This is a genomic window from Colwellia sp. MB3u-4 (genome assembly GCF_014077065.1).
GTDB lineage: Bacteria > Pseudomonadota > Gammaproteobacteria > Enterobacterales > Alteromonadaceae > Cognaticolwellia.
In genome coordinates this window covers 25,854-47,396 of the sequence record NZ_JACGVE010000089.1, presented here as the reverse complement: position 1 = coordinate 47,396, position 21,543 = coordinate 25,854, and the positions used below count along the sequence as shown (strand labels likewise).

23 protein-coding genes are annotated in these 21,543 nt (G+C 38.9%); 18 read left to right on the top strand and 5 right to left on the bottom strand.

The window, feature by feature from the left end; translation table 11 throughout:
* Positions 1–182: 182 nt before the first annotated feature.
* Entirely contained in the window at positions 183–1,055 is an 873-nt protein-coding gene (locus H4J61_RS15855) for a LysR family transcriptional regulator (RefSeq protein WP_182186154.1), read from the bottom strand.
* 107 nt (positions 1,056–1,162) lie between these two features.
* On the opposite strand from H4J61_RS15855, the gene H4J61_RS15850 reads away from it, so the two are divergent.
* The 4 genes from H4J61_RS15850 (at position 1,163) to H4J61_RS15835 (ending at position 2,598) form a co-directional block, all read left to right on the top strand.
* A complete protein-coding gene (locus H4J61_RS15850) occupies positions 1,163–1,666 on the top strand; it encodes a lactoylglutathione lyase family protein (RefSeq protein WP_182137349.1) in 504 nt (167 codons plus the stop codon).
* A 184-nt stretch (positions 1,667–1,850) separates the two neighbouring features.
* Complete coding sequence (locus H4J61_RS15845) at positions 1,851–2,120, top strand: DUF6482 family protein (protein WP_182137350.1); 270 nt, start codon at positions 1,851–1,853, stop codon at positions 2,118–2,120.
* The gene (locus tag H4J61_RS15840) at positions 2,120–2,386 is read left to right on the top strand and encodes a DUF3081 domain-containing protein (RefSeq protein ID WP_259363392.1); all 267 of its coding nucleotides are present in this window, start codon (positions 2,120–2,122) and stop codon (positions 2,384–2,386) included. Before H4J61_RS15845 ends, H4J61_RS15840 begins: the two co-directional genes overlap by 1 nt.
* Positions 2,383–2,598, top strand: a complete 216-nt coding sequence (locus H4J61_RS15835; RefSeq protein ID WP_182137351.1) for a TIGR02450 family Trp-rich protein — start codon at positions 2,383–2,385, stop codon at positions 2,596–2,598. Before H4J61_RS15840 ends, H4J61_RS15835 begins: the two co-directional genes overlap by 4 nt.
* A 427-nt stretch (positions 2,599–3,025) precedes the next feature.
* On the opposite strand, the gene H4J61_RS15830 is transcribed toward H4J61_RS15835, so the two are convergent.
* Both H4J61_RS15830 and H4J61_RS15825 read right to left on the bottom strand, forming a co-directional pair.
* Positions 3,026–4,060 (bottom strand): GGDEF domain-containing protein, encoded by a 1,035-nt coding sequence (locus tag H4J61_RS15830; RefSeq protein WP_182186152.1) that lies wholly within the window; start codon positions 4,058–4,060, stop codon positions 3,026–3,028.
* Positions 4,061–4,487: 427 nt separating this feature from the next.
* Entirely contained in the window at positions 4,488–4,904 is a 417-nt protein-coding gene (locus H4J61_RS15825; protein ID WP_182186150.1) for a DUF3429 domain-containing protein, read from the bottom strand.
* Positions 4,905–5,065: 161 nt separating this feature from the next.
* On the opposite strand from H4J61_RS15825, the gene H4J61_RS15820 reads away from it, so the two are divergent.
* The 3 genes from H4J61_RS15820 to H4J61_RS15810 are packed head-to-tail and all read left to right on the top strand — an operon-like array spanning position 5,066 to position 6,751.
* Positions 5,066–5,578 carry a DUF2878 domain-containing protein gene (locus H4J61_RS15820; RefSeq protein ID WP_182137354.1) on the top strand — a complete coding sequence of 171 codons (513 nt, stop codon included), beginning with the start codon at positions 5,066–5,068 and terminating at the stop codon, positions 5,576–5,578.
* Positions 5,568–6,203 carry a chalcone isomerase family protein gene (locus H4J61_RS15815; protein WP_182186148.1) on the top strand — a complete coding sequence of 212 codons (636 nt, stop codon included), beginning with the start codon at positions 5,568–5,570 and terminating at the stop codon, positions 6,201–6,203. Before H4J61_RS15820 ends, H4J61_RS15815 begins: the two co-directional genes overlap by 11 nt.
* The gene (locus H4J61_RS15810; protein ID WP_182186145.1) at positions 6,200–6,751 is read left to right on the top strand and encodes a DUF3833 domain-containing protein; all 552 of its coding nucleotides are present in this window, start codon (positions 6,200–6,202) and stop codon (positions 6,749–6,751) included. The genes H4J61_RS15815 and H4J61_RS15810 overlap by 4 nt, the downstream gene beginning before the upstream one ends.
* 137 nt (positions 6,752–6,888) lie before the next feature.
* Here the strand turns inward: H4J61_RS15810 and H4J61_RS15805 are convergent, their stop codons facing one another.
* On the bottom strand, positions 6,889–7,089 hold the full coding sequence (locus tag H4J61_RS15805) for a hypothetical protein (protein ID WP_182186143.1): 201 nt from the start codon (positions 7,087–7,089) through the stop codon (positions 6,889–6,891).
* A gap of 195 nt (positions 7,090–7,284) precedes the next feature.
* Here H4J61_RS15805 and H4J61_RS15800 point away from each other — a divergent pair, with 195 nt between their 5' ends.
* The 10 genes from H4J61_RS15800 to H4J61_RS15755 all read left to right on the top strand — a co-directional run bounded on the left by H4J61_RS15800 (position 7,285) and on the right by H4J61_RS15755 (position 16,613).
* Positions 7,285–7,851 carry an LON peptidase substrate-binding domain-containing protein gene (locus tag H4J61_RS15800; RefSeq protein WP_182186140.1) on the top strand — a complete coding sequence of 189 codons (567 nt, stop codon included), beginning with the start codon at positions 7,285–7,287 and terminating at the stop codon, positions 7,849–7,851.
* Between the two features lie 76 nt (positions 7,852–7,927).
* Positions 7,928–8,554, top strand: coding sequence for a sigma-70 family RNA polymerase sigma factor (locus tag H4J61_RS15795; RefSeq protein WP_182186138.1), 627 nt, complete (start codon positions 7,928–7,930; stop codon positions 8,552–8,554).
* Positions 8,547–9,236: a ChrR family anti-sigma-E factor gene (locus H4J61_RS15790; RefSeq protein WP_182186136.1), complete on the top strand. Its 690-nt coding sequence runs from the start codon at positions 8,547–8,549 to the stop codon at positions 9,234–9,236. Before H4J61_RS15795 ends, H4J61_RS15790 begins: the two co-directional genes overlap by 8 nt.
* Before the next feature lie 11 nt (positions 9,237–9,247).
* Positions 9,248–10,207: a DUF523 and DUF1722 domain-containing protein gene (locus tag H4J61_RS15785; protein WP_182137360.1), complete on the top strand. Its 960-nt coding sequence runs from the start codon at positions 9,248–9,250 to the stop codon at positions 10,205–10,207.
* Positions 10,208–10,394: 187 nt separating this feature from the next.
* A complete protein-coding gene (gene phrB, locus H4J61_RS15780) occupies positions 10,395–11,795 on the top strand; it encodes a deoxyribodipyrimidine photo-lyase (protein ID WP_182186134.1) in 1,401 nt (466 codons plus the stop codon).
* Between the two features lie 169 nt (positions 11,796–11,964).
* Complete coding sequence (locus tag H4J61_RS15775; protein ID WP_182186131.1) at positions 11,965–12,444, top strand: nuclear transport factor 2 family protein; 480 nt, start codon at positions 11,965–11,967, stop codon at positions 12,442–12,444.
* A complete protein-coding gene (locus H4J61_RS15770) occupies positions 12,441–13,238 on the top strand; it encodes an SDR family NAD(P)-dependent oxidoreductase (RefSeq protein ID WP_182137363.1) in 798 nt (265 codons plus the stop codon). Before H4J61_RS15775 ends, H4J61_RS15770 begins: the two co-directional genes overlap by 4 nt.
* Positions 13,235–14,518 carry an NAD(P)/FAD-dependent oxidoreductase gene (locus H4J61_RS15765; protein WP_182186129.1) on the top strand — a complete coding sequence of 428 codons (1,284 nt, stop codon included), beginning with the start codon at positions 13,235–13,237 and terminating at the stop codon, positions 14,516–14,518. Before H4J61_RS15770 ends, H4J61_RS15765 begins: the two co-directional genes overlap by 4 nt.
* A complete protein-coding gene (locus H4J61_RS15760) occupies positions 14,511–15,356 on the top strand; it encodes a DUF1365 domain-containing protein (RefSeq protein WP_182186127.1) in 846 nt (281 codons plus the stop codon). The genes H4J61_RS15765 and H4J61_RS15760 overlap by 8 nt, the downstream gene beginning before the upstream one ends.
* Before the next feature lie 30 nt (positions 15,357–15,386).
* Positions 15,387–16,613: a cyclopropane-fatty-acyl-phospholipid synthase family protein gene (locus tag H4J61_RS15755; protein ID WP_310649818.1), complete on the top strand. Its 1,227-nt coding sequence runs from the start codon at positions 15,387–15,389 to the stop codon at positions 16,611–16,613.
* 297 nt (positions 16,614–16,910) lie between these two features.
* Here the strand turns inward: H4J61_RS15755 and H4J61_RS18170 are convergent, their stop codons facing one another.
* Complete coding sequence (locus H4J61_RS18170) at positions 16,911–17,159, bottom strand: EAL domain-containing protein (protein ID WP_404852073.1); 249 nt, start codon at positions 17,157–17,159, stop codon at positions 16,911–16,913.
* A 542-nt stretch (positions 17,160–17,701) separates the two neighbouring features.
* On the opposite strand from H4J61_RS18170, the gene H4J61_RS15745 reads away from it, so the two are divergent.
* Positions 17,702–21,502, top strand: a complete 3,801-nt coding sequence (locus H4J61_RS15745) for a multicopper oxidase family protein (RefSeq protein ID WP_182186125.1) — start codon at positions 17,702–17,704, stop codon at positions 21,500–21,502.
* The last annotated feature ends 41 nt before the right edge of the window (positions 21,503–21,543 follow it).

Here is a 21,543-nt window from a genome sequence, read left to right as displayed (position 1 = left end):
GCTTTATTTTGGTGCAATTAGCCACTATGCGTAACCATTGCTGCTAGCGAGTACATTCGTTCAGCACAGCATTAAATATCATCCTGTTCACTGACCTCATTTTATCAGTTAGCATTTCATCGCTGATAGCGGCTTTGTTTCAATAACTAAGAAAACTAAGAAAACTAAGATAACTAAGATAACTAAGCGATAAAGTCAATAATGGCGCTTTTGATATATTTGCTGCGGTTGTTTTCAAGTGAGTGTCGGTTCTGACATAAATACAGGGTTTCATTCACCGAATGTGCTAATAAATGCACCCTTATTTTTTCTGGTTTACTAAAGGCTTTTACAGCATATAAAGGTAAAACGGTAAAACCAAGTCCGCGGCTAACCGGTTCAAGAATTAAGCTAATTTGATTAGAAAATCCTTGGTGCTCAAATTGGCTAATGTGTTCAAATTGAGCATAGTTTTTACTGAGCAGCGCTTGTGCATGGTGCTCACCGTCAGGATGGTCAATAAAGCCTAATGTGGTTAGTGTTTGCCAAGTGATGGTACTTACCGTATTTGCGGTGACTAGCACTAGTGGCTCAACCGCAACTTTTTGGCTAATAATAGTGGCCGCCTTACTTAGCTCAGTGACCAAGCCAATATCGATTTTACGCTCAGTTAAGTCTTGCTCAATATTTTTATTCGGCGCAAATTTGTAGTTGATGGCTAATTGCCTGTGCTGTTGTTGAATATCGAGCATATAAGGATAGAGCTTTAAGCCAATACTGCCCGGCGAGGCAATTTTTACTGTACCTATGTAAGGATCATCTTGTTGGATTGCTTTTTCTAACTCTGCTGAACTTTGCAATAAGCTTTGTCCTTGTTGATGCAATTTTATGCCGGCGTCGGTAAGCGAAAAAGACTTGCCTTCGCGCATCAGTAACAAGGTGTTTAGCTGCTGTTCTAGCTTTTTTACTTGTTGACTAACCCCAGACTGGGTCATAAAAAGCTGGTCAGCAGTTTTAGTGAAGTGGCCAACATCAACCAGTGTGCAAAAAGTTTTTAACCAAACAAGATTTATCATAACAAAACGTACTTAAATTGATAACTAATGATAATTTTTTATAATTTATAACATTGTCTATACTTTGTCCATCACATTAAAAAAAGTTATTAAAAGAGGTTATTAACATGAGCAAAGCATACCCAAGAACATTTTCACATATTGGTATTTCAGTACCGAGCGTAGAAAAAGCGGTTAAGTTTTATACTGAGGTTTTAGGTTGGTATTTAATTATGGCGCCGACAGAAGTTATTGAAGACGACAGCGCCATTGGCGTAATGTGCACTGATGTTTTTGGTGCTAATTGGGATAAATTCAAAATTGCCCATATGTCGACTGGCGATCGTATTGGCGTGGAGTTATTTGAATTTAAAAATCAGCAAAATCCAGAAAATAACTTTGAATATTGGAAAACGGGTATCTTTCACTTTTGCGTGCAAGATCCAAATCTTGAAGAGTTAGTTGAGAAAATAGTCGCTGCCGGAGGTAAAAAACGCATGGCAGAGCCACGTTACTATTACCCAGGTGAAAAACCTTACCGTATGATTTATATGGAAGACCCCTTTGGTAATATCCTTGAAATTTACAGCCATAGTTATGAATTAACCTATGCCCAAGGCGCTTATCAATAATCAGTGTTTCTAGTGTATACCCTTCCACTTTTAGCTTAGCTCCCTGTCGGCAAGCCGAGAAAGGGGCATTTTGAAGTGGAACGGTTATATAAGGTCAATCATATTGAACTTTATGTCTATTTAACTCGTATATCTTGTTAATAAAGGTATACGATTAATACGAGAAATAGACCAATGGAGGTTTATGATACAATCAAGTTCAATACCTTCTTCAGAGCCCATTATTATCGCTGTTGCAGGTGCTACCCATTATTTAGTCGGGGTTATCGACTCAAGTGATAACTTTGTTGGATTAGGAGAAGACTCGGTAGAAGTTGTTAATTCTATCGTCGAAGCAAAAGCGTATTTAAGAGGCAACAATATATTTTCTGCACTGCTTGAGATAGACAGTGCTTTTGATGAAATGTGTGGCCAATCAAAGAAAAGCCGTTACCGTCAGAGGATCTTGTGCTAATGATGAAAAATAATACTGTCGCCTTAAGTGATTTATTACAGGTGTTTAATTTAGTCACCACCCAAGGTAGCAAAACTGAGGGTAACTATGAGTATCAAGGTATAACCGCTTGGCATGACTTCGATGGTTATACCTGTTTTTTAGGCTATAAAGACTTAACCTTAACCTTGTTGTTTCATGGTCGTTATACTTTTGATTTCGAGCAGCAAGAAACTTTAGATGTGTTCTTATCTAAGGTAAATAAACTATTGCTTGCAAAAGCATGAACAGAGTAAATCCAAAAGTATTGCTGCATAGTAAGTGGACCAAGGTGAGTGTTGAAAACCGAGAAAAGCATTTTGTTATCACTGAGGTAGAATTTGATGAGCAGAAAAATGTTATTGAGTGTCTTATCACCGCGGTTATTAATCATAATGAATACTCAATAAACTGGCGAGATTTAAAACAGCCTACGCTCTGGCGCTTTGGCTGGCAGTAAGTCTTGGCAATCAGATTAGTTGAGGCTTTATTTTTACATTTTTACCTATATTAAATAAGATTTTAAAACCAAAAAAATATTAAATCAACAAGATGAATTACTCATTTGATTAAGTGAGTGATAACAATACCAACATCTGCTAATCACCGACAGTAGCGTCGCCTTCACCATTTTAACTCAAGTCTATTGCTAGCTTTAGTATTTCACTATATTGACGGAGCGCTGGTATTAATATGATTAATCTATCCAGCTTTCTCTTATTTTGAATGAGAAATAGATATTACTACCCAGCATTGCTTTGCCAGCACATATTCATCGGAGTAAAAATGTGCTCAAAGATAAATATCCACTTTGATAGACCTATAACAAATTTTTATGCCGGGCATAAAAGTTAAGTGACGCTTATTTATCTTTTTTTAAATGTTGTTTAAAAAAAGTCTACGCTACCGCCTTGAATGTCAGATTTTTTAGCTATTCCTTGACTCAGCATATTTTCAAAAAAAGTAATTTGATTTTTACCACTTTTTTTACTTTTATATAAAGCCTGATCTGCATAATCGATAGACGTTATATGAAAGGTTTCTTTCTTAAGTTCAACTACGCCGATACTAACAGTTACTGTATCTAAATTTGGAAATTGATATTCTTCCACATTACGTCTAAAACGTTCTAGAATTTGCATGCATTCCATTTGGTTATCAGCACTCAATAGAATAACAAACTCTTCTCCTCCAAAACGGAATTGTAAATCTTCGTTTCTAAAGTTTGAGCGAATAATTTGTGCTAAATGAATTAATATTTCATCACCATAAAGGTGTCCAAATCGATCGTTAACACTTTTAAAATCATCAATATCAATTATCACTAACCAATATTTATGGTTCTCTTTAACTATGATTTCATTCGGTGATCTTCTCTCACTGTCTACTTCTTTGTGCTCTCGGGGTCGCGTGTTAAAAACACTTGAAATAGCAGAGTCAAATGTTTTTCTATTGGCAAGCCCGGTTAACTCATCCGTTTGAGATTCATTTAACAGTTGAATAAAGTTGCTGTATATACTCAGAATACCTGACAAAATATAATCATTTTCTTTAGTCATTTTTTCATTTAAATTAATGATTAAGAATTGCTCGCTTTTCCTATCATGGTGCAGTAGACGTATTACGGAGTAACCGGCTTTAGTTTTTAAGGTCAAGGCTGCCAGAGAAGAGTCATGCATGTGCTCAAAACTACGTCTTAAGACATTATCTATCTCGATAGAGTTGTCTTTAACAGTGCAATGATTGTTCTCAAAGAAGAGGTGATCTCTAACCTCTCCTTTTTTATTAACAGTAATTATCTTTGTTGATAAGCAACTTATCATGCTGTTAACGCTTTTCAACAGACTAAAAGCCAATAGCTCTGTGTTACGCTGAGAAGTGAAATTAGCTATGTGGTTGATAATTGTGCTCGATTGATACATTTAAATACTACTTTTGGTTAATGCAAATTAAAAGAAATATTTTTCATATCTCTAACAAGGACTCTAATAATATTTGTCTTGGTGTAAAGTCCAATTGTCTAATTATTACTCTGAATTTATAGGCTGAGAAAAGTAGTAATCCTGTACTAGATTAAATATACCTTTGCGATGAGTCGTGTTGATAGCTTTAACGATAAACTGCTTCATTGCGCATGTGTTCACTAAATATTTACTACCATGGTGAACAAGTTTTTATGTTCATTATAGCATTTTATGGTTTAACCCACCAATCAGCGACATGGCTGACTTACAAGAGTAGCGGATACTTTCACCGATTATTAATGGCAAATTTTAAAGTTAAATTAAAGTTTATTTAATAGCGGCGTAAAGTCTTATTTTCATTTCTGAGCCTATACATCTGACTCGGCTAAGTACACCACAAGAGAACCGCAATAATATGCATTATTACCACTAGCGTAGTCAGTTTCAGCCGCATGCGTAAATAAGACTTGTGTTCATTTTTAGCAGTATCAAAGTAGTATTCACAGCATAAAATCGCTGGGTAAATCACCGCCAATATTACCAGTGCTAGATAGTTGGGTAATAACAGAGCAAAAAAAGCAAGTAAACTGAATATGTTACTGCAGAGCTGTAATTTAATACTTAATTTATCATTGTGCTTGCGCCACAGTGTGCCAGCAATAAAGCTTAAGATGATGGCGCTGTAAAATATAAATACCTGCTCGGCGGCGATATTTAATAATGTAGGACTGAACTTTTCAAATACCAGTGCGAGGACGAAGGGAGCTAATCCTAAATAACCTAAGATTTGTTGCATTTGCATAGTAAGATCTTTTCAATATTTATTGTTCAGCATACGAAATTTTTTAGCATATAGATCATAAAAAACCTGAGCAGACTAATCTTGTTTACAGTTTATTACGTACAATTGACTAAGTTTGCATAAAGGCACGTTATGAGAATAAAGTTATGGTGAATAAAGTGATGAAAATTAAATCTCCACTATGGAATTTAGTCGCGTTCAATGTCGCTTGGTTTGGCTTGGTTTTTATTGGCGATTTATTTGTTCCGATTGCAGCCATTTTGTTTGGCGCACAGCTTTGGTATTTTAAGAGCACTACAAACGAAATATTATTAATCTGCTCAGTGGCAGCGCTTGGTATTTGCTTAGACCTTGCTTTAGTTTATTCAGGTGTTTTTATTTTTCCAGGTACCGAGGGTATTCCTTTTTGGCTTATTACTTTGTGGATTGTTTTCGCTAGTACCATACGCCATAGTTTAGCTTTTCTAGCCAATTCTAAGTTACTGCAGTTTGTTGTTGGCGCCATATCAGCACCACTAAGTTATCTGGCCGGAGCAAAATTAGCCGTGGTTGATTTAGGGCTATCAGTAGGGTCTAGTTATTTATTACTGGCCTGTTTGTGGGGGCCGTTCATGGTATTTATGTTTGCGCTAAGTGGTTGGTTACTGGTAAAGGAAAAAAGTTATGTTGGTTAATGTCAATCTTATGTCTACGCTTACACTATTAATTGGGCTATTTTCTTTCAATGCGCTAGCGAATAACCCGATTGAAAGTGTTACCCCTAGTGAAGTGGCAGTCGTCAGTGATGAAGGTTTGATGAAGTGTCAAGCTTCTGAACAAGTGTCTATTATCGCTAACGACTTAACAAAGTTGACTACCGAGCAGCACTTTACCTTGTTGGGTAAAGCCAAGTTCTCAGTTTTGTTTTGGGATATTTATGAAAGTTCGTTATTCACTACCGATGGCCAACGACCCTTTAGTAACCTATGTCAGCATGCCTTGTTTGAAATACATTACTTACGCGACATCAGTAAAAAAGAATTAATAGAGAACACCGTATCGCAATGGCAACATTTATCGCTTAATGAAAATGAATATCTAGCTTTTTTGCCTTTATTGGAAAGAATATGGCGAGATATTAATGCTGGAGATCGCTTGTCGATGTTAAGCCAAAAAGGTACAAGCGTATTCTATTTGAATAGGCAAAAAATAGGTGAAATTGAAAGTTTAACTTTTGCCAAAACATTTCTTCGTATTTGGTTAGATGAAAATACCAGCGAGCCTAAACTACGACAACAGCTATTGGGGAATAATATATGAGTAAACATGCGAAATTGGCGGGACTTTTTTGCTTAGTCTTTGTACTTTCAAGCTGTACAACAAAATTAGAAGATTATCAGGCTACTGCTCCTCAACTCGATATACAGCAATATTTTTCTGGCAAGTCGATAGCCTGGGGCATGGTACAAGATTACAGCAGTAAAGTGACTCGGCGTTTTTGTGTTGAGCTTGATGGCCAATGGCAAGGTGACGAAGGTGTGTTAAAAGAAGTATTTTACTTCGCTGATGGCGAAGTTACTTTTCGTAATTGGCAGCTAACCAAGTTAAAAGAAGGTAAATACTTGGGTAGTGCTGGAGATGTTGTTGGTAAAGCTGTCGGTCAACAAATGGGTTTTGCCTTTCAATGGCAATATGAGTTATTGGTACCCATAGACGGTGAAGAAGTGCAATTGTCACTTGACGATTGGATGTATCGAATTGATGAGTACCGAGTATTTAATCGCACAAAAATGAAGAAATTTGGTGTTACTGTGGCTGAAATTACGTTATTTTTTGATAAAGAATTGCCGGTAAAAAGCTGTCAATAAGGCCTTGAATTCATCGTTCTAGCTGGCATTGACTATCTGAACAAATTACTGTCTGACCCTTTGCCCTTGTTAGGGCTTTTTTTTGCTGATTGCTGTGATCGTTTTTTGTTTTTACCACGTATAACTCTTCAATATTGTTAAAGATTATTGCTTGTTGTATTTCCTGTTTGACTCTTTGCCCCTCTGACTCTTGATGGGGCTTTTTTTTGCTCATTGCTGTGATCGTTTTTTGTTTTTACCACGTATAATTCTTCAATATTGTTAAAGATTATTGCTCGTTGTATTTCCTGTTTGACTCTTTGCCCCTCTGACGCCTGATGGGGCTTTTTTTTGCTCATTGCTGTGATCGTTTTTTGTTTTTACCACGTATAACTCTTCAATATTGTTAAAGATTATTGCTCATTGTATTCCCTGTTTGACTCTTTGCCTCATCTGACTCTTGATGGGGCTTTTTTTTACTCATTGCTTTGATCGTCTTTTGCTTTCAACACGTATAACTAATATCAATCCATTAAGATTAGTTATTGTAAACTATGCCAACTATTAATTTGCCTATTTTCCCATTGCCAATATTTTTGTTACCTCGAGGGGTAACTCGACTGCGTATTTTTGAAGCGCGTTATTTAAAAATGGTCTCGCTAGCAATGAAAAACCAAGGCTTTGTTATTTTTTCGCATGACAGAGATGAAAAAGCTCAACCTATGTCAGTCGGCAGCTGGGTCGAAATTATTAACTTTGACCAAGGTGAAGACGGGGTATTACTGATTGACGTACGCTGTAAATGCTTAGTCGATATCAAAGCGATTACCCAAGACACTGATAAACTGCATCACGGCGATGTCAGCGCTAAAATCCATTGGCCTGATATCAGTCTAGATAAAACCACCGATAAACTGGCTAAGTCATTAAGTAAAGTGTTTATCGACAATGCTGAGTTAAATGCCTTATATCCAAAGCAACATTTTGATCAAGGCGATTGGGTGGTAGCGCGCTGGTTAGAATTGATACCGGTTAAACTTGCTGAAAAAAGTTTGTTTGTCGACAAAGATTCGTATAGCCAAGCGAAAGAACTGTTACAACGTATTATTTTATCTGAGTAGAAAAGCTAAAATAATGTGATCTAGATCTATTTTTGTTGCGTATATAAAAATATATGTCAAAAAATGGGTAAGAATTATGCTGTCAGTGCATTCAGTGTTGCCAAGTCATAAGGCAAATGCTACATCTAATAACATGACTAATAAAATCAATCATCCAGAACTCTGTCAATGGCTGAAATCAATCGCTATTGATAGAGACAAACAAGCATTTACTCAAGTGTTTAGGTTTTTTGCACCCAAAATACAGCGTATTGCGCAAAGTAAAATCAATAGTGAAGCACTCGCTGCAGAAGTTGTTCAAGACACTATGAGCAATGTCTGGCGCAAGGCGCACTTATTTGATGACAGTAAAGGGGCTGCTACTACTTGGGTTTATACTATCATGCGTAACGTTACTTTTGATCTATTACGTAAAATGAAAGCCAATAAAGAAGACAACCTCAGTGACGACATATGGCCGCTTGCTGAATTGGCAAACACTGAAGAAGAGGTGTTTACTGACCATATTCAAAGTCGAAATTTACAAGGCATAATTGCCACGCTGCCTGAAAACCAACAACAGGTAGTGAAAGGTTTCTATTTTATGGAAATGTCACAAGAGCAGCTTGCTGTTCATCTTGATTTACCACTGGGCACAATAAAATCACGACTTCGGCTTGCACTTGGCAAACTTAAGTTAAAACTAGGAGACCACAATGATTAAACACCACCCTAAATTTGAGTTGTTACAAGGTTTTGTGGATGGTGACTTACCCGCTTCACTTGCTGCCGGTATAGCGATACATACTGACATGTGTGCTTCTTGCCAACAGAAAGTAAGCCAACTAACAGAACAAGTTGCAGAGGCCAGTTTTGAGCAGAGTTTTCATCATAAAGTTATGGTTAATGATGAGGAAAACTTAACGGAAATTGCCGAAATGGACTTTGATGATATGATTAATCAGATTACCGCTTCTGATGACGTTGCACCAACAAAAGCCTTCTATGATGAACGTTCAATTGACTTTAAAGGTATGCAGTACACTTTACCCAGTGCCCTGCGCAATATTGAGTTAGGTAAAACTGCACAAATAGGTAAATTATCACGCGCACGGTTAAATTTAGGCGAAGGTGAAATTCATACTAATTTATTGCATATAGGGCCTGGTGGTTCGATACCTGAACACACCCATAAAGGTTTTGAGCTCACACTATTATTAGCCGGTACCTTTGCTGATGCAAAAGGTCAATATGTGGCAGGCGATTTTATTATGCTTGATAAACGCGATCAGCATCAGCCAGCTACTGAAGATGGTTGTCTTTGTTATACCGTGGCTAATGATGCACTGCACTTTACCCAAGGTATAAATAAGTTACTGAACCCTATTGGTGCTTTCATTTACTAATTGAGCTGGCTATGTATAAAGAATTCGAAAAAGCAGATGTTATTATTGGCATTAGTGCATGTTTAATAGGTGAAAAAGTTAGGTTTGATGCCAGTAACAAACCGTCAAATTTTTGCATAAAAGAACTTGGTCAGCATGTTACTTTTAAAGCCTATTGCCCTGAAGTGGCGGTTGGCCTACCCGTACCTAGGCCCACTATACGTTTGATTAAAGATGATCAAATGATAAAAGTGTCGCGTCCAGATGGCTCGGGCGATGTAACGAGCGCCATAAAAGCTTACGGTAAAAAAATAGCCTCCCTGTCTAAAAACCTCAGTGGTTATGTGTTTTGTGCTAAAAGTCCAACTTGCGGCATGGAACGCGTTAAAGTGTATTCACCTACCGGCAATCAGCTACAAGTCCAAGGTGTTGGGGTTTTTTCACGAGAGATCATGAAAGCCAATCCGCTGCTACCTTGCGAAGAAAATGGTCGCTTGAATGATCCCATTATCAGAGAAAACTTTGTTGCACGGGTATTCGCTTATCGCCATTGGTTAGCATTGGTTGAATCTGGCATCACTAAGCATAAATTGACCAGTTTTCATGCCCAATATAAATATACCTTGATGAGTCATGACTTTGTTGCGAGCAAGCAATTAGGGCGTTTGTTAGCCAGTGCTGATATGGCCCTGGAGCAAATGGCTGAGCAATATATCTCTGGCTTAATGGCCGCATTAACGCTAAAAGCAACCCGTAAAAACCATGCTAATACGCTATCGCACATTCAAGGCTATTTTTCTACACACTTGGACAGAATGCAACGCAAAGAGTTATCCGAACAAATTGATGCTTACCGTTCAGGCTTAATGCCATTAGTGGTGCCACTGACCTTGATTAAGCATTATTTATTAGCGCACCCTAATTCTTATCTAGCTCAACAGTCATATTTGAATCCTTATCCTGAGTCGTTAAAACTCAGATACGGTTATTAATACCCATTTCATTCATTAGGTGGTCTACTTTATACGCAGGAAAAATGGCCAAATATAAGGCATTTATTTAATAACTAGTTGTGCTAATTATTAAATAAATAACGCCGTAGTGGGTTATTTTAACCAGTAAAAATGATCAGATAATGAGTGAGATTGGTATAACATAGTTAATTATTAAGGAACGTCCTTGTTACTTTGGTTTCGCAACGATATAAGAATTCACGATAATCCCGCCTTAGATTATTTTCTTGAACAACATAAGGGTGCTGACCCAGCTCAGGCGATTTTTTTTGTCAGTGAAAAACAGTGGTTAGCTCATGATTGGTCAACAATAAAAATTGATTTTATAAAACGTCATGTCAATGGACTCGCCGAGCAGCTGTTAGCTTTAAATATTAGTTTGCAGGTTGTTCATTGTGATGATTTTTCTGAGCAAGTTTCATTTTTAAAAAATTATTGCCAGCAACATAATGTTAGCGAAGTGGTGGCTAATAAAGAGTTAGAAGTTAATGAAAACCAACGTGATAAGTCTTGTCTTGAGCAAGGTATTCCACTACGCATGTTTGAAAGTGATGTTATCGTTGAAAAAGGTAAAGTGCTAAATAAAAGTGGTGAAATGTATAAGGTGTTTACCCCGTTTAAACGTGCTTGGTTAACTTATGTAAAACAGCATAGTTTTCCTTACCTTGGTAAGCCTAGCCCTAAAGATTCAACCACGCCAAACAGCCAAGCAGCGCTGACATTAAACACGCCTTTACACTGTTCTAATGAATCGGCGGCATGGCCTTTGGCTGAACATGTTGAACAAGAAGTTATTCCTGACTTTTACCGATATAAAGTGGCGGGTTACGGACAAAAACGTGATTTTCCTGCCATTAAAGCAACCTCGGGCTTATCACCTTATTTAGCGATAGGTGCTATTAGTCCACGCTATTTACTGCTGTTATTTATCCAACGTTTTCCTGATATTTTAGTCGCGTCAGACAGTGAGGAATTTACTTGGCTAAATGAGCTAATATGGCGCGAGTTTTATCGAAATTTAGTTTTTCATCAACAGAGTTTATCGAAACATCAATGCTTTAATCCTAAATACCGCACTATGATTTGGCCTAATGACCCGGAGTTATTCCAGGCATGGTGTCAAGGAAAAACCGGCTACCCTTTGGTTGATGCTGCCATGAGGCAACTTAATCAAACAGGCTGGATGCATAATCGACTGCGTATGGTGGTAGCGAGCTTTTTGACTAAGCATTTACTTATTGATTGGCGCTGGGGAGAAAAATACTTTATGCAGCAGCTTATTGATGGTGATCTTGCATCTAATAACGGTGGTTGGCAATGGGCGGCAAGTACCGGTTGTGATGCACAGCCTTATTTTCGTGTATTTAACCCGATTAGACAAAGCGAAAGGTTTGATCCAAAAGGCACCTTTATTCGTAAATATATGCCAGAGCTGGCGAAATTACCTGATAAAGAGATCCATTTTCCACACCAATACATGGCTAAAGAAAAGTTATCATCTTATTGGCCAGCCATAGTAGATCACAAGCAAGCTAGGTTAGCTGCTCTTGAGTTTTATAGGGTGTGATCGTCATTAGGTATTAATGTTCAGTCTTGAGCAATACTAATGTGTTGTTGAAATTTTAGCCTGATTACTTATGCTGAAATAAAGCTGAGGCATTAATTTAGCCTAAGTAATCCAATAGCTATTATTTTTCGCATAAGGGACTAATGTGACGATAAAATAAAGAGTATTTATGTCAAATAAAAATGTTACGCAAGCGGCTAAATTTAGTGCTCAACCCCAAGATGCAGTGTGGTTAGCTAAATTTATTGATACCTACCAAAAGCTCTCAACTGATAATTTGCAGTTGCTAGCTGACGTTTACCACCAAGACATTGTATTTATTGACCCGATGCACCAACTAACAGGCTTTAAGCAGTTAGAAAAATACTTTAAGCAACTTTATCAAAAGCTGAGTTATTGTGAGTTTACAATTGAACACGTTATAGCGCATGACTCAGAGGCGGCTATTTACTGGCAAATGAGTTACCAACACCCGCGCTTAAATTCAGGTAACATTGTCACCGTGCAAGGTAGTTCACATCTTAAAGGCGTTGGCGATAAGGTTGTTTATCATCGAGATTACCTGGATTTAGGTGCTATGCTTTACGAGCAATTACCTTTGTTGGGTCGGGTTATTCGCTCGCTTAAAAATAGGGCTGCAAACGCATGAATATAAAACCTACCATTCTGATCACAGGCGCTACTTCTGGCATAGGCGAGTCATTGTTACAGCACTATTTAGCCCATGACTATCAAGTTATTGCTTGTGGCCGTAATCAAGAAAAGCTTAAACAATTAGCCACTGATAATGCCAATGTTGTTCCTATTGCTTTTGATATCACTGATAAAGAGCAGATCCGTGCCGCAGCCAATAAAATTAGCGCTATAGAGCGCATTGATATTTTAATGCTTAATGCGGGTGATTGTCGCTATATTGATAATGCTAAAGCCTTTGATGGTGAATTGTTTGCTAGCGTTATAGCGACAAATTTACAATCTCTGGGCTATTTGCTCGAGTACTTTTTGCCCAAAGTTAACGCGGGTGGGCAAGTCGTATTTGTCAGTTCTAGTGCAACGTTATTGCCCTTTCCACGGGCAGAGGCTTATGGCGCTTCTAAAGCTGGAATTGATTATTTAGCCAAAAGCTTACGGCTGGATTTAAAAGCAGAAAATATAGCAGTTACCTTAGTTCATCCTGGATTTATTAAAACGCCATTAACCGATAAAAATGACTTTGCTATGCCGTTTTTATTGACCAGTGAGCAAGCGGCCAGTCGTATTTACCAAGGTGTTAGTGCCCGGAAAAGCTACCTGCATTTCCCTAAAAGGTTAACCTTGACCATGAAATTATTCGCACTGCTGCCAGATTTTATTTGGCAAAGTATTGCTTTAAAAAATGAGAAAGCTTTAAGCAATGAAAAAGCCTTAAAGCAAGAGAAAGAGTTAAGGAATGACAAAAAATGAAACGTATCGCCATTATAGGTGCCGGTGTCTCGGGTTTAACTGCTGCTTATTTATTATCGAAAAAGCATCAAGTCAGTGTTTTTGAAAAGTCAGCTCATGTTGGCGGACATACTGCGACAGTTGATGTTGAGTTGGAAGGTCAGTCTTATGCCATTGATACCGGGTTTATTGTCTTTAATAATAAAACCTACCCAAATTATTTAGCGTTACTAGACGAAATAGGTGTTGGAAAGCAAGAAACAGAAATGAGTTTCTCAGTGCATAACTCAGCGACAGGCATGGAATACAATGGCCATAATCTCGATACCTTGTTTGCTCAACGCCGTAATATATTCAACCCTAAGTTTTGGTGGTTGGTTAAAGAAATTCTCCGATTTAACAAGCTGTGTAAGCAAAGTTATCAAGCGAAAAACTATCAGGACAGCCTAACCTTAGGTGAGTTTTTACAAGCAAATAAATTCAGTGACTATTTCGCTGAGCATTATGTATTACCTATGGGGGCGGCTATTTGGTCTAGCTCTTTGGCGCAGATGCAAGTTTTGCAATTTCATTTTTTTGTTAAGTTTTTTCATAATCATGGTTTATTGAATATCGCTGATCGTCCACAGTGGTATGTAGTGCCCAAAGGTTCAAGAAGTTACTTAGCGCCGCTTTGTAAGCCCTTTGCGGATAATATTCACCTTAATGCCGATATTACCGCGGTGACTCGAGAAAACAACGCAGTGCAGTTACATTTTGCCAATGGTGAAAGTCAAACCTTCGATGAAGTGGTTTTAGCCTGTCATTCAGATCAAGCTTTAGGGTTACTGGCTGATGCTAGTGAGCAAGAGCAAAAAATACTAGCTGCTATACCCTATAGCGCAAACTCAGTGGTGTTACATACCGATATTAATTTATTACCAAAAAGAAAAAAAGCTTGGGCGAGTTGGAACTATCAATTGAGTGCTAACAGAACTAAACCCGCTAGTGTTACTTACAATATGAATATTTTGCAGGGCTTGAGCACAAAGCACACGTTTTGCGTCACCTTAAATCAGCGTGAAGATATTGACCCAAGTAAAATTTTACGAGAATTTACTTATCATCATCCGGTGTTCTCAACCAGCTCTATTAACGCCCAAGAGCAACGCTCAGCAATATGTGGTAAGCAAAACACTCATTTTGCTGGTGCCTATTGGTATAGCGGCTTTCATGAAGACGGAGTTAGAAGTGCGGTAGATGTTGGGCAGCGATTTGATTGTTATTTACAAAAGAATCAGCCGGAACATCACGATGGTTAAGCCTTCAACACATAATCACATTTATCGTGGCCAGATAACTCATCGACGATTCACACCAAAGTCGCACAGCTTTAGTTACCAACTATATATGCTGGCACTAGACGTTGATGAGATGCAAGCTAAGCAAAGTCCAAAAGGTATTTTTGGCTTTTCTTGGTTTAATCTCTTGAGGTTTAAAGAAAATGATTACCTTAGAGGTGAACCAGAATGCCTTAAGCAACGTATAGTGAATAAAGTACATGCTTTATCCAGTGGTGAAGCATCTTGTGATGCAGATATAAGTCGCATCACCATGCTAGTTCAGGTTAGGTGTTTAGGGCTATATTTTAGTCCAGCAAATTTTTATTTTTGTTATAACGCTGATGAAGTTTGTACGCAAGTCTTGGTCGAAGTCAGTAATACACCATGGAATGAACGGCATTATTATTTAGTGCCGCTAGCAAGTGGTGATATTAATGACTCAGATTTAACGCCACATGTTACGGATAAAAACTTCCAAGTATCGCCTTTTATGGATTTAAATATGAGCTATAAATGGCTGATTAAACCGCCAATGGCCGATAGTTCAAGATTATTAGTGCATATAGAAAATCACCGTAACACTGTTAATGATATTGTTAATGATAATGGCAGTGAGGTAAGCACGGGCGAAAAAATATTTGATGTAACCATGAAATTAACCAAAGCGCCTTTTTCGAGGGCGTCGTTATGGCAACTCTGGTTTAATATGCCCGTGATGACCTTAAAAATAGTGTTGGGCATATATTGGCAAGCCATGAAGCTCTTCTGGAAACGTATACCCTTTATTGGTTATCAACAAGGTAAGCCGAAAAGGTAAACCAAAAAAACTTAAAGCAGGAGTTTAGTGGTGGAACAAGTGTCAGGATTGAAAATTAAAAAGCCAGCAAACTGGTTAGATAAACGCTGTCGTAGTTTAGTGTTGTCGGTTTTTGCAAAACTGAAAGTTGACCAAATTGAATTAGTCGACAATGGTGAGCATTTTCTTTTTCCCGAGGTTGTTCCAAGCAACGCCTTAATGGGCCGAATGAATATACATGACCATAGTGCGTACCGTGATTTTGTTAAAGGTGGCTCTATTGGCGTAGCAGAAGCTTATATTGCTGGAAAATGGAGTAGTCCAAATTTAACCACAGTCGTGCGTATATTTGCTCGTGCCCAGCAAGAAACTGATGCACTTGAAAAGCAAAGACCTTGGCTATCAAAGATTAAACATACCTTGTTCCACCGTCGTAATGGCAACAGCCAATCAGGTTCAAAAAAGAATATTTTGGCTCATTATGATTTAGGTAACGAACTTTATTCACGTTTTCTTGATCCTGAAATGATGTATTCATCAGCTATTTATCCAGATCAACAAGCGAGTTTGGCGCAAGCACAACTGCATAAAATGTCGACTATTTGTCAACGCTTAGAGCTAACAGCCGATGACCATTTATTAGAAATAGGGACAGGTTGGGGTGGTTTAGCTATTTATGCCGCACAGCAATATGGTTGCAAGGTTACCACGACAACAATTTCTGATGCGCAGCATGAATATGCCAAAGAGCGCATTGAGCAGTTAGGGCTAGCAGACAAAATAACCTTGTTAAAAGAAGATTATCGCGACTTAACCGGTGAATATGACAAGTTGGTTTCAATCGAAATGATAGAAGCGGTTGGTTTTGAATATTTACCCAGCTTTTTTAAGCAGTGTAATGCCAGATTAAAACCAGGTGGTAAATTGTTGATACAGTCAATTACCATTGCCGATCAGCGTTTCGATTATTACAAACAGAATGTTGACTTTATTCAGCACTATATTTTCCCTGGTGGCTTTTTACCTTCTATTACTGTACTTACCGGGCACTTGACTGAATATACCGATTTGGTGACTGAATCGATTAGTGACATAGGCTTAGATTATGCAAAAACCCTAGCCCATTGGCGTGAAGCCTTTTTAAACTCTTGGCCTGAGCTCAAACCTTTTGGCTATGATGAAGAGTTTAAAAAACTTTGGCTTTATTATTTCGCGTACTGCGAAGGTGCGTTTCTTGAGCGCGCCACCAGTACAGTACATTTAGTCGCGAGAAAGTAGTCAGCTTAATATTATCCCGATAACTAAGCTTTAGTTTAGTTATCGGGATAAACTCACCTTTTTATTACCTTTGTTTATTTAACCGCTTGCTGAAGTGATTTAAATTAATCAGTTGGCTAAACATGTAACCTTGTACCGAATTACATGCATTTTCTACCAGAAAACTCAATTGCTCTTGGATTTTTGGGCCTTCTGCCGTGACACATAAATTTAAGTTGTGCACTATTGAAGTAATCTCACCTATTATCATTATGATTATCATCAGTAGCAATTCCTTTAATAAATGAACGGTCGTACTTAAATAATCTGAAGGCAATTTTTTAAGTACGACAGCGAACTGTAGCCAGTAGCAAAGCTATCAACAGAGACACTCATGCCAATCGCTCTCACATGACTCAATAACTTCTTGGCCACTGAATAATCATCAACTAAAACATCTTCTGTTACTGCTAATTCTAATAGGCGGGGGATGATTTTATTTTTATTAATACAGGCGCTTAGGTGAAAAAATAAACTGTCATCAGCTACTGAGAGGCGACATTTTATACCGTTCAGTAAAAAGGCTCGTTTAAATAATTAGTAAAAAGCGCATATTTAACATGCATTTAACGTATATTTAACGTGCAATTATTGAGTGACAAAAAATAAAAAATGCTTATACTTAATTAGCTTTGTTGATACCTAGTATCTAACTTAGCAATTCAGAAATTGAACTGTAGTATCTTAACTACTCGTAGCCATGGTGTGGAAAGTTTTAGGAAATATAAATAGATAGGTTGTCAGTGAATGACCCCCCGCATAATCGGCAGTTAAATCTGCGAAGATCCTCAATTTTGATTATGTAGTACAAAATCTTATTGAACTATATTTTCTGTATTATTAATCCTCTGTCTATGGCTAGACAATTGCGTTATGCAACAACTGTCTAGAGTGGTGAAATGTAAATGAATAACAGGTAGCTCTCAGTGACCGTAAGGTCGACGTACCTTGAGCGGAATGACAACTTAAAATAGAATTTATTTTGGTATGAGTAATAGCTGTTAATAACATAAACTAAAATCATAAGCATTGAAGTAGAGAGATATAATATGAGTAGTAATCTCCAAAATGTAGTAAAGGTTGCGATACAATATTGCATATTGTGTTCGTTAATTATTGTGCTATCAGGTTGCGGAAACGATGATGACACACAGCCCACACCAACACCCGCACCCGCACCAACACCCATACCAACACCTGAAGACGCAGTCGATGAGTCTGGCTTGAGAGAAGTGAGAATGGATGGGCTGAGTAAGGATATTGTTCCAGCAATGGAACACGCTTTTGAAGGCGGCGCTACAGAGGGAAAAACAGACGTCACTGTAAATAACGTTCGTGCTGAAGAAGATCAAGCTGACAATAAACGTTTCGATGTACCCTCTAATGGTGCTCCTAGTCCATTATTTGGAGCCCAACCTTTTACTCAACAGTTTGTACGGTTTGAGGAATTTGGTACCTCATCACTGGCTGAAGCAAACGTTGATCCAGAAACAGCGTTATCTCTACCGGTTCCAGCAGATGCAGCAAGTATGCCTGAATCTGCTGCTTTAGATATGTTTCTAAAACAAGATATTTATCCTGCTCCAACACGTTGGGCAAATACGGTTGAGAGCAATCCATGGCAAGAATTAATAGAGTCATTTCTTGGCCGTAATTTAGATACCCCGCCAATCGAAGGACGCCCTCCTGGCGAAGGCTGGGCGCATCAGCGTTGGGACGAATTTGCTCCCAAAGCCTATTTTAGTACAGCCCAAACGGGTGCCCGTACTAATCAAGGTTTACGTGATAATAAGCAAACACATACTTATAGTGTTGGTGAGTTTTCCCCTGGTGGTTTGTATCACAATACGACCGGAGAAGAAGGTTTTTCAGGCACAACAAAGGGTTTACAAGTAAGACTTCATCCTTACTTCCCCGTTCAAGAACAGGAATCGCTGTGGACCTTTGATGGTACTTTCCCTCCAAAATTACTAAAAGCTCGTTATGGTGAGCCAGTTCTCATGCGTCACCATAATGCTCTCCCCGTTGATGTTTCTGCAAATCGGGGATTCGGTTTACACACACTTACCACTCATGAGCACAATGGTCATAACCCTGCTGAAAGTGATGGCTTCGCTAACGCTTTCTTCTTTCCTGGGCAATTTTACGATTATAGATGGCCAATAACGCTTGCAGGGCATGACAGCATTAATGTAGATGCCAAAGATCCGCGTGCAGGCTCTCCTGATGGAAAAGGTGGCATCACCAAATTGGCTGGTGATTGGCGTGAAACTATGAGTACTCACTGGTTTCACGATCATATGCTCGACTTTACCGCGCAAAATGTCTATAAAGGCAACGTCGCCATGATGAATTACTACAGTGCGCTTGACCGTGGTAATGAATCAATTGATGACGGTGTAAACCTTCGCCTACCTTCAGGCTCTGCATTAGATTGGGGTAATCGTGACTATGATGTCAATATCCTCTTGGCAGAAAAAGCCTGGGATGAAACGGGGCAACTTTGGTTTAACCCTTTTAATCAAAGAGGCTTCATCGGCGATGTTATGACCGTAAACTGGTTATACAAACCGTATATGGAAGTGCGCGCTCGTCGTTATCGTTTTAGAATACTAAACGGCTCTGTTTCTCGTTACTTTAAACTTGCCTTAGTCAATGAAGCGGGTGTTGCTGCTGAATTCCACATGGTTGCTAATGATGGCAACATTATGGAGCATTCAGTATTAATGGAAAATGGTGAAATGCCGACCCTTGGTGTTGCAGAGCGTTATGATATCGTCGTCGATTTCAGTAAGTTTAAAGCTGGTGACAAACTACACCTCGTTAATATGCTTCAGCATAAAAATGGTGAGGGTACCGACACTATTATACCACTTAGCGACATCACAAGTGGTGACTATGACCCGCGGTTGATCCATGACGATGCCGACGGCATTGCCGATCGTTGGAGTGCTGATCCTGTTGTTGGTCGTTTCTTGGAATTTCGCGTAGTTAAGTATACAGGTCAAGACAAGAGTCTCGATCCTGTTGACTATGTCGAAGGAAAAAAACAAATGATCCCACTTCGCCGTCCTACGGAAGACGAATTAGGCACAGCATTGCACCGTACTTTTGAATTTGAGCGTCAGGCTACCGACGAGAACCCTTGGGTTATTGAAACTGATGGTGGTAAAGGCTACAACATGGATCCAAGGCGTTTATCAGCCGCACCTGAAAAGAATTCAGGTGGCTTGGAAGTATGGCGTTTGCTTAACAGTGGTACCTGGAGTCATCCCATTCATATCCATTTTGAAGAGGGAATTATTCTGCGTCGTGATGGTAAAGAGCCACCACCTTGGGAAAAATATGCTCGTAAAGACGTGTACCGTTTAGGACCACAGCCCGATAGTGGAAATATGGTAGAAATCGCTTTACGTTTCCGAGAGTTTGCCGGTACCTTTATGGAACATTGCCATAATACTCAGCATGAAGATCATGCAATGTTATTGCGCTGGGATATTGAAAATCCAGGACAAACTTTAGTTATGCCATCACCCATTCCATCGTGGGATGGTGTTAGTTATGTAGATACACATGCGCTGCCAACTTTTCGCACCGGCGATACTATCGGCCAATATGGACCCGACCTAGATGATCAGGCGTTGGAGATTTGGCTTAAAGGCATGGAAATTGAAGAAGTTGACTTGTTAAACATGGAAATAGGCGATGCCTTGAATCCTACTGAAGATGAAAGGGCCGTTGGCAAAATACCTTTACGCCGCGGTATTAATATTGATGCTGATGGTGTCAAACGTGATGTATTCTTTGTTTTACATGATATTACTGACAAAGACTTGGCTGAAGAATATGGAATTATCTGGGCGGGTGGCTTAGTTGGAGTACCAGAAGCCGCAACGTCAGAAGCAAGCTATGATGCAGCGACGGATACCTTTACTTTCTTTGGTGATTTACCTAATCCACTTACGCGAATAAATGCTAATTTTGTCGACCAAAATGATGCCAATATTCCAGCCCAAAGTGCTGATAATACCTATTCACCGCTGCGCCGAGTTACAATGGATGGAAAAGATGTGATTGTAAATGCATTTTTTATTAATTGGGGCAATGAAAGTTGGGAGCAGTTAAGAGTCGATGTTAACTGTGATCCAAAAGTTGAAGGTACTTTCCCAGATGATCCACCAAATACATCTTGTATGTATAACGGTGAAACATGGGGTGGTGATACCGGACATGCGGTTGAAATAAATGTTGATGCATTTGAACCTTATGTACGGATGAAACTGCACAAGTCATGGACAGAAGATTCAGATTATATACCTTACTACATTGTAGTTGACTCGTACCCAGCGGGACCTGCCAACAACATGGGCGTGATTTACGTACCTAAGCATGAGTTTATGGCGCAAGCAGGTGTTCCCTTGATACAATGGTTACCACCAACGCCACTTAATGCAAGTTACCCGCCGAGCGATGTTAACGCTGCAACTGCAGGGGTCGATTTATCGATGCAACTCAGTGGTGGTGGCCCATTAGGAGGACAAATTGGTCTGCCTTCCTACTTCATGCCGGAAAAAAATTATAGCCCAATGTGGCATATTGGATTTGCCCATTGGAACAGTAAAGTAGCTAGCCCTGATGAAGTGTTTGTTGTTAAAGGCTTAGATGAGCTTAAAGCACTTAGGGAGGAAGGGAAGGTGATGATCCACGAATGGCCAGGTGCCTCTCCTAAAAAGATTGGTAGCAATGACTATAATTTTGAGAATCTAAACTCGCCTCATATAGTTAATTGTCCTACACCAGTTACTATCGATACGGTACTGCACAAAATTAGGAAATCAACTAAACCTTAACAAGCTAAGATCAATAAATGTACAGCATGGGTTACTGTTAG